At 67.1% G+C, this 7,781-nt stretch carries 7 protein-coding genes; 4 read left to right on the top strand and 3 right to left on the bottom strand.

The window, feature by feature from the left end; genetic code table 11:
• Positions 1-355 precede the first annotated feature (355 nt).
• From mutL to AC1DQP_RS13055, 3 genes are read left to right on the top strand one after another with little or no spacing between them, the layout of a single operon-like run.
• Complete coding sequence (mutL, locus tag AC1DQP_RS13045; protein WP_478051749.1) at positions 356-2,224, top strand: DNA mismatch repair endonuclease MutL; 1,869 nt, start codon at positions 356-358, stop codon at positions 2,222-2,224.
• A gap of 11 nt (positions 2,225-2,235) precedes the next feature.
• Positions 2,236-3,171: a DUF1684 domain-containing protein gene (locus AC1DQP_RS13050; protein ID WP_457318410.1), complete on the top strand. Its 936-nt coding sequence runs from the start codon at positions 2,236-2,238 to the stop codon at positions 3,169-3,171.
• A 3-nt stretch (positions 3,172-3,174) separates the two neighbouring features.
• Positions 3,175-4,125 (top strand): TraB/GumN family protein, encoded by a 951-nt coding sequence (locus AC1DQP_RS13055; RefSeq protein WP_457318411.1) that lies wholly within the window; start codon positions 3,175-3,177, stop codon positions 4,123-4,125.
• Positions 4,126-4,201: 76 nt separating this feature from the next.
• Here the strand turns inward: AC1DQP_RS13055 and phaR are convergent, their stop codons facing one another.
• From phaR to gluQRS, 3 genes are all read right to left on the bottom strand, one after another.
• A complete protein-coding gene (gene phaR / locus AC1DQP_RS13060) occupies positions 4,202-4,741 on the bottom strand; it encodes a polyhydroxyalkanoate synthesis repressor PhaR (protein ID WP_256774711.1) in 540 nt (179 codons plus the stop codon).
• Positions 4,742-5,026: 285 nt separating this feature from the next.
• A complete protein-coding gene (phbB, locus tag AC1DQP_RS13065; protein WP_256774712.1) occupies positions 5,027-5,767 on the bottom strand; it encodes an acetoacetyl-CoA reductase in 741 nt (246 codons plus the stop codon).
• Positions 5,768-5,840: 73 nt separating this feature from the next.
• A complete protein-coding gene (gluQRS, locus tag AC1DQP_RS13070) occupies positions 5,841-6,725 on the bottom strand; it encodes a tRNA glutamyl-Q(34) synthetase GluQRS (protein WP_457318412.1) in 885 nt (294 codons plus the stop codon).
• A gap of 93 nt (positions 6,726-6,818) precedes the next feature.
• Between gluQRS and htpX the strand changes: the two genes are divergently transcribed.
• On the top strand, positions 6,819-7,691 hold the full coding sequence (htpX, locus tag AC1DQP_RS13075; RefSeq protein WP_256774714.1) for a protease HtpX: 873 nt from the start codon (positions 6,819-6,821) through the stop codon (positions 7,689-7,691).
• The last annotated feature ends 90 nt before the right edge of the window (positions 7,692-7,781 follow it).

The raw sequence follows: 7,781 nt of genomic DNA on the forward strand, positions 1-7,781 counted from the left end.
CATCGGCATCGTCAAAGGCAGCCGACCAACGGTCGGCTCTACGGCACCGGAGACATCGGCATCGCCAAAGGCAGCCGACCAACGGTCGGCTCTACGGCACCGGAGCCATCGGCGTCGTCAAAGGCAGCCGACCAACGGTCGGCTCTACGGCACCGGAGACATCGGCATCGTCAAGGGCAGCCGACCAACGGTCGGCTCTACGGCACCGGAGACATCGGCGTCGTCAAAGGCAGCCGACCAACGATCAGCCCCACAGCGTCGCAGCCAGGCATAGCCCGGCGCTACGCTATCATCTACCGATGAAGTCCTGCCCCCGAATTCCCATCGCCTCCGCCTTCGCTATCCGGAGGCGCGCATGAGCATCCGCCAGTTGCCCGAGATCCTGATCAACCAGATCGCGGCCGGCGAAGTGGTCGAGCGCCCGGCATCGGTGGTCAAGGAACTGGTTGAGAACGCACTGGACGCCGGTGCCACCCGGGTCGATATCGACCTGGAAGAGGGCGGCGTGCGGCTGATCCGCATCCGTGACGATGGCGGTGGCATCGCGCCGGAAGAACTGCCGCTGGCGGTCTCGCGCCACGCCACCAGCAAGATCGCCAGCCTCGATGATCTGGAGTCGGTGGCCACGCTCGGCTTTCGTGGCGAAGCGCTGCCGTCCATCGCCTCGGTCAGCCGGTTCACCTTGTCTTCCCGTCGCGCCGCCGACGCGCATGGTTCATCGCTGCAGATCGAAGGCGGCAAGCTCGGCGATGTGATGCCGCGTGCGCATGCCCCGGGCACCACGGTGGAAGTGCGCGAACTGTTCTACAACGTGCCGGCGCGGCGCAAGTTCCTGCGTGCCGAGCGCACAGAACTGGGCCACATCGAAGAGTGGCTGCGGTCGTTGGCGTTGGCGCGCCCGGACGTGGAACTGCGCGTATCGCACAACGGCAAGCCGTCGCGCCGTTACAAGCCCGGCGACCTGTATTCGGATGCGCGCCTGGGCGAAACGCTGGGCGAGGATTTCGCCGCGCAGGCACTGCGCGTGGACCACAGCGGTGCCGGCCTGCGCCTGCATGGCTGGATAGCGCAGCCGCATTATTCGCGCGCCAGCACCGACCAGCAGTACCTCTACGTCAATGGCCGTTCGGTACGCGACCGCAGCGTCGCCCACGCGGTGAAAATGGCGTACGGCGATGTGCTGTTCCATGGTCGCCAACCGGCGTACGTGCTGTTCCTGGAACTGGACCCGACCCGGGTCGATGTCAACGTGCACCCGGCCAAGCACGAGGTGCGCTTCCGCGACGCCCGCCTGATCCACGATTTCGTCTACCGCACCTTGAAGGAAGCGTTGGCCGAAACCCGTGCCGGCATGACTCAGGCGGGCGCCGGTGTCGAGGGCCACGCGGGCGTACCTGCCGCCGCGATCGCCGGCGGGTATGCGCAACCGGGCGGCGGGTACGCGCTGGGCGGTGGCGGTGGCGGCGGTGGCATGTCCGCGCAATGGCGTCCGCAGCAATCGCCGCTGGGCCTGCAGGTCGCCGATGCCCCCACGGCGTATGCCGCGCTGTATGCGACGCCCGCCGGTGCCGGCGTGTCCGCTGGGCTGCCGCCGATGCCGAGCGAAGGCGGCCTGCCGATGACCGCCGCCGACAGTGGCGTGCCGCCCCTGGGGTATGCGGTGGCGCAGCTGCACGGCATCTACATCCTTGCTGAAAATGCCGAAGGCCTCATCGTGGTGGACATGCATGCCGCGCATGAGCGGATCGGCTACGAGCGCCTGAAGACCGCGCACGATGGCATGGGCCTGCACGCGCAGCCGCTGCTGGTGCCGATCACGCTGGCGGTGGGCGAGCGCGATGCCGATACCGCCGAGCGCGAGACCGACACCCTGGTTGCGCTGGGCTTTGAAATCACCCGCTCCGGTCCTGGATCGCTGCATGTGCGCAGCATTCCGGCGTTGCTGGCCAACGCCGAGCCGGAAGGCCTGCTGCGCGACGTGCTCACCGACCTGCGCGAACACGGGCAAAGCCGACGCATCGCCAGTGCCCGCGACGAGCTGCTGTCGACCATGGCCTGCCATGGCGCGGTGCGCGCCAACCGGCGCCTGACCGTGCCGGAAATGAACGCGCTGCTGCGCGACATGGAAAACACCGAACGCTCGGGTCAGTGCAATCACGGCCGACCGACCTGGGCACGTTTTTCACTGGCGGACATGGACCGCTGGTTCCTGCGCGGACGTTGAAGGGGAGAGTCATGCAGACTTGGGGAAGGGGACTTGGCGCGGCGATGCTGGCGCTGGGACTGGCAGCCTGTGGGAACACGCCGCAGCCACCGGTGGCGGTGGCCGACGATCCCGCGTTCGCCGCCGAACAGCAGCAGTGGCGCCTGCAACGCTACGAGGAGCTGCATGCCGCCGATGGCTGGACCAGCCTGGTGGGCCTGCACTGGCTGGAGTACAAGGCGCATTACATCGGCCGCGGCCCGGGCAGCGGCATCCGCTTGGCGGTAGGCCCGGACAAGCTGGGCATGGTGGCGCGCCAGGGCGATGCGGTGTGGTTCACTCCCGAGCGCGGTGTTGCGCTGCGCGTGGGCGACATGCCGGTGACCGGGCGCATCCGCTTCTTCAGCGATCGCGATCCCACCCCGACCCTGATCAGCTTCGATGACGGCAAGGGACAGTTGAGCCTGATCCATCGCGGCGAGCGGTACGCACTGCGGGTCAAGCATGCCGACGCGCACAGCCGCACCCACTTCGCCGGCCTGCAGTATTGGCCCGGCGGCGCCGCGTGGCGGATCAGTGCACGCTTCGTCCCGCACCCACCCGGCAAGACCCTGCCGATCATCGACATCACCGGGCTGACCACCGACATGCCCAATGCCGGCACGCTGGCGTTCGAGCGCGACGGCCGCACGTGGACGCTCGAAGCGATCGGTGAGCCCGGGCGCGAGCTGTTCGTGATCTTCGTCGACCGCACCAGTGGCCACGGCAGCTACCCGGCCGGGCGTTACTTGGACCTGCCCGCACCGGATGCCAATGGCCGGGTGCTGATCGATTTCAACCACGCCTACAATCCGCCCTGTGCATTCACTCCGTTCGCGACCTGCCCGCTGGCACCGCCGGAAAACCGCCTGGACCTGCGCATCGACGCCGGCGAGCAGGCCTACCACGCCCCTGAAGGAGAGGCCTGACCCATGTCGATGTTGCCGCGACTGATGTCTTCATTGTTGATCACCACCGGGCTGCTGCTGGGCAGCGGTGCGGTGCAGGCGCGCGGCGATGCGCCCGCCGCCAAGGTGGCGCCGCCGGTGCCGTTGTTGTGGAAGGTGACCGGGCCAGGCGATAGCCGCGTGTACCTGCTGGGCTCGTTCCATCTGCTGCGTGCGCAGGACTATCCGCTGTCGGCCGACGTTGAGCAGGCGTTCACCGCGTCCAAGCGGGTGGTGTTTGAACTGTCGCCGCAGGACATGCAGTCGCCGCAGCTGCCGCAGAAAATGCTGCAGGCGGCGATGCGCACCGATGGCACCGAGCTCAAGCGCGACCTGGATGCAGCCACCTGGACCAAGCTGCAGGCCTACGCGAGTGCCAACAACCTGCCGCTGGCGCAGCTGCAGGGGATGAAGCCCTGGTTCGTCGGGCTGACCATCACCCTGGGCCAGTTCACCAAGATGGGGCTGGACCCGAACCTCGGGCTGGACCGTCATTTCATGGAGCGCGCGGCCACCGCGAACAAGCCGACCTCGGGCCTGGAGGACATCGATACGCAGGTCGGGGTGTTGTCGGGGATGTCGGCGCAGGAACAGCAGCAGATGGTGGCCGAGGCGCTGGACCAGGCCGACAAGGCCGATGTCGAGGGCCGCAAGCTGCACGATGCGTGGCGGCGTGGCGACGACAAGCTGCTGTGGACGTCGATGGCGGCGCAGATGCGCGGCCAGTACCCGCAGCTGTACAAGCGGATCAACACCGACCGCAACGATGCCTGGGTGCCCAAGCTGCAGCAGTACCTGCAGGCGGGGCAGGGGGGCACGCTGGTGGTGGTCGGCACGCTGCACCTGCTGGGCAACGATGGCGTGGTGGAGAAACTGAAGGCCAAGGGCTTCCAGGTGGAGCGGGTGTGCACCGGCTGCGCCAAGCCCAAGCGCTGATCAGACGCTGAGGGCGGAGACGAAAAAGGCGCGGCCGGAGGGCTGCGCCTTTTTTCGTTGTGACCCCGCGGGTAACTCAGCGGCGGGTCTTGCCCGTGCCGGGTGCCGGGGTGTCCGGCTTGGCCGTGCCCGCGCCGGTACCGGTGGAGGTGCCGCCGGGACGGGGACCGAAGCCGGCGCCGCCGGTGCCCATGTTGCGCTGGAAATCCTGCCAGAGTTCGAGGTTGCGCTCGGTGAGCTGGTTCATCATCGCCCAGGGGGTCTGGCCGAGGAGGTTGCCCATCTGCTGGCGGAACTGCTGCTGCTGGTCGAGGAAGACCTGCATGCTGCGCTCCAGGTAATTGCCCATGAAGCCCTGCAGGGAGTCGCCGTAGAAGCGGATCAGCTGGCTCAGCAGCTGCGTGGACAGCATGGGTTCGCCGTCCTGTTCCTGGTCGGCGATGATCTGCAGCAGGACCGAGCGGGTCAGGTCGTCGCCGCTCTTGGCGTCACGGACTTCGAAGTCTTCGCCGTCGAGGATGAGCTGGCGCACGTCTTCGATGGTGATGTAGCTGGAAATCTCGGTGTCGTAGAGCCGGCGATTCGGGTATTTCTTGATAATGCGGTTCGCAGCCATGAAACGGTCACTCATCACAGTAGGCGCGCAGCATGGCGCAGTGCAGCAGCACATGCAACCGCCGAAAGGCCCATGCGGCGGGGTATTGGAATCAATTCATGTTGCGCAGCATGGATTCGCGCGGGGTGCAGCATTTGCCGGTTCCATGTCGGGGCCGTAGCCGGTTGGGCCTGCAAACGGTTTCTCGGACCGCGGCGGCAGCGTAGTGCTCCGCGCGGATTCCGTAGAGCCGACCGTTGGTCGGCTGCGCATGCGCTGCGGAAAGCAGCCGACCAACGGTCGGCTCTACCAGCCCATGTGGTGGCCGCCGTTGATGTCCAGGTTCGAGCCGGTGATCCACGACGCTTCTTCGTTGACCAGGAAGGCCACCGCATAGGCGATTTCCTCGGGCTTGCCGAGGCGGCCGGTGGGGATGTCGGCGATGATCTTGGCGCGCACTTCGTCAGGCACGGCCATCACCATGTCGGTGGCGACGTAGCCGGGGGAAATGGTGTTGACGGTGATGCCGAAGCCGGCATTCTCGCGTGCCAGGGAGATGGTGAAGCCGTGCATGCCGGCTTTGGCTGCGGCGTAGTTGGCCTGGCCGTACTGGCCTTTGAGGCCGTTGATCGAGCTGATCTGGATGACCCGGCCCCAGCCGCGCCGGCGCATGCCTTCGATGACCGGGCGGGTGACGTTGAACACCGAGTTGAGGTTGGTGTTGATGACGTCGTGCCACTGGTCGGCCCGCATGCGATGGAAGGTGGTGTCACGGGTGATGCCGGCGTTGTTGACCAGGATCTCGATCGGGCCGAAGGCGGCTTCGACGGCACGGACCATGGCCTCGGCGGTGTCTGGGTTGGAGACATCGCCGGGGAAGATCGCCACGTCCGAGCCGCGGGCCAGCATCATCTCGCGCCATGCCGTGGCCTTGGCTTCGTCGCGGTAGTTGGTGGCGACCCGATGGCCCTGGTCGGCCAGGCGTTGGCAGATGGCGGTGCCGATACCGCCGGTACCGCCGGTGACCAGTGCGACGCGAGATGTCATGAGCTGCTACTCCGAAAGGCAGGGCCAACAAGGGGGAAAGCGATTCTGCAACATCGCCGCGGCAAATGGGGGGTCAGCCGCGGCCCTGCGGTGCAACGATGTCGTGGCGGGGCAGTCGGGCGGGATCGAAACCGGCGCGGGCGCGGGCCAGCAGGTCCGCTACGTTGCCATCGGCGCGCAAGCAGGCCGGATCCTGGCCGAGCGCGGCCCATGCCTGGCGCAATGCGGGCAGGGGCCGGGTGGGGTCGAGGGGGCGTGCGGCATCGGACTTGGAGAGTTTGCGGCCGTCGGTGTCGAGCAGCAGGGGCAGGTGCAGATAGGCCGGGGTAGGCAGTCCGAGCGCGCGTTGCAGCAGGATCTGGCGCGGGGTGGAGTCGAGCAGGTCGGCGCCCCGCACCACGTCGGTGATGCCCTGGTCGCCGTCATCGACCACTACTGCCAGCTGGTAGGCCCAGTAGCCGTCGGCGCGGCGCAGGACGAAGTCGCCGACCTCGGCGTGCACGTTCTGCTGGATCGCCCCGCGCAGGCCGTCCTGGAAATGGACCGTGCTGCCCGGCGGCACGCGCAGTCGGATGGCCGGTTGCGGGCGCGGGCTGCGTGCCACGCACTGGTGGTGGATGCCGCGCTGGTCGGCCAGGTCGCTGCGACTGCAGTGGCAGGCAAACGCCATGCCTTCGTCCAGCAGGCGGTCCAGCGCCTTCTGGTAGAGGCTGTCGCGCCCGCTCTGGTGGACGATTGGGCCGTCGCTGGTCAGACCGAGGGCGGTCAGAACGGCCAGTTGCTGATCCACCGCGCCGGGTACGGTGCGGGGTGGGTCGACGTCTTCAATCCGCACCAGCCAGTGGCCACCGGCGTGCCGGGCGAGCAGCCAGCTGCCCAGCGCGGCCAGCAGCGAGCCGGGATGCAGGGGGCCGGTGGGTGAGGGCGCGAAGCGGCCGCGGTAGGGGGTCATGGACATGAACTATGAATCGTCGGTCAGTTTGCGACTTGAATTCAACATGAAGTCCCCGCAGATTTGCAGTCATCAACCTCTTTCGAGCGCTATTTTCCCATGTTCAGTCGCATTGCTCTCTTTCTTCTGACCAACGTTGCGGTGCTGATCCTGGCGGGCATCGTGATGTCGGTGCTGGGCGTGAATCCCAGCCAGATGAGCGGCCTGCTGGTGATGGCGGCCATCTTCGGCTTCGGGGGTTCATTCATTTCGCTGCTGCTGTCCAAGTGGATGGCCAAGCGGTCGACCGGCGCGGTGGTGATCACCGAGCCGCGCAATCCGACCGAACGCTGGCTGCTGGCCACGGTCGAACGCCAGGCGCGCGAAGCCGGTATCGGCATGCCGGAGGTGGCGGTCTATGACGGTCCGGAAATCAACGCTTTCGCCACCGGCGCCAACCGCAACAAGGCGCTGGTGGCGGTGTCCACCGGCCTGCTGCACAACATGAGCGAGGACGAGGCCGAGGCGGTGCTGGGCCACGAGATCGCGCACGTGGCCAACGGTGACATGATCACCATGGCCCTGCTGCAGGGTGTGTTGAATACGTTCGTGATCGTGCTGGCGCGGATCGTCGGTGGTTTCATCGACAGCGCGATGTCGGGCAACCGCGAGGGYGGCGGGCGCGGCATCGGCTACTTCGTGATCGTGTTCGTGCTGGAGATGATCTTCGGTCTGTTCGCGACGATGATTTCGATGTGGTTCTCGCGCCATCGTGAGTTCCGCGCCGATGCGGGCGGTGCGCACCTGGCCGGCCGCCAGAAGATGATCGCGGCGCTGGAGCGGCTGAAGCTCAACCACGGCCAGAGCACGCTGCCGACGCAGATCGCCGCGTTCGGCATTGCCGGCTCGACCGCCAGGAAGCTGTTCATGAGCCACCCGCCGCTGGAAGAGCGCATCGCCGCCCTGAAGGCGGCTGGCAATACGGTGGTCTGATTTTCGATCGCGGCCTGTTGTAATGAAACGCCCGGCCCCTTGGCCGGGCGTTTTGTTTTCTGGACGCAACGGCAGCTCAACGGCCAGGGT

This window comes from Stenotrophomonas sp. P5_A8, assembly GCF_056400545.1.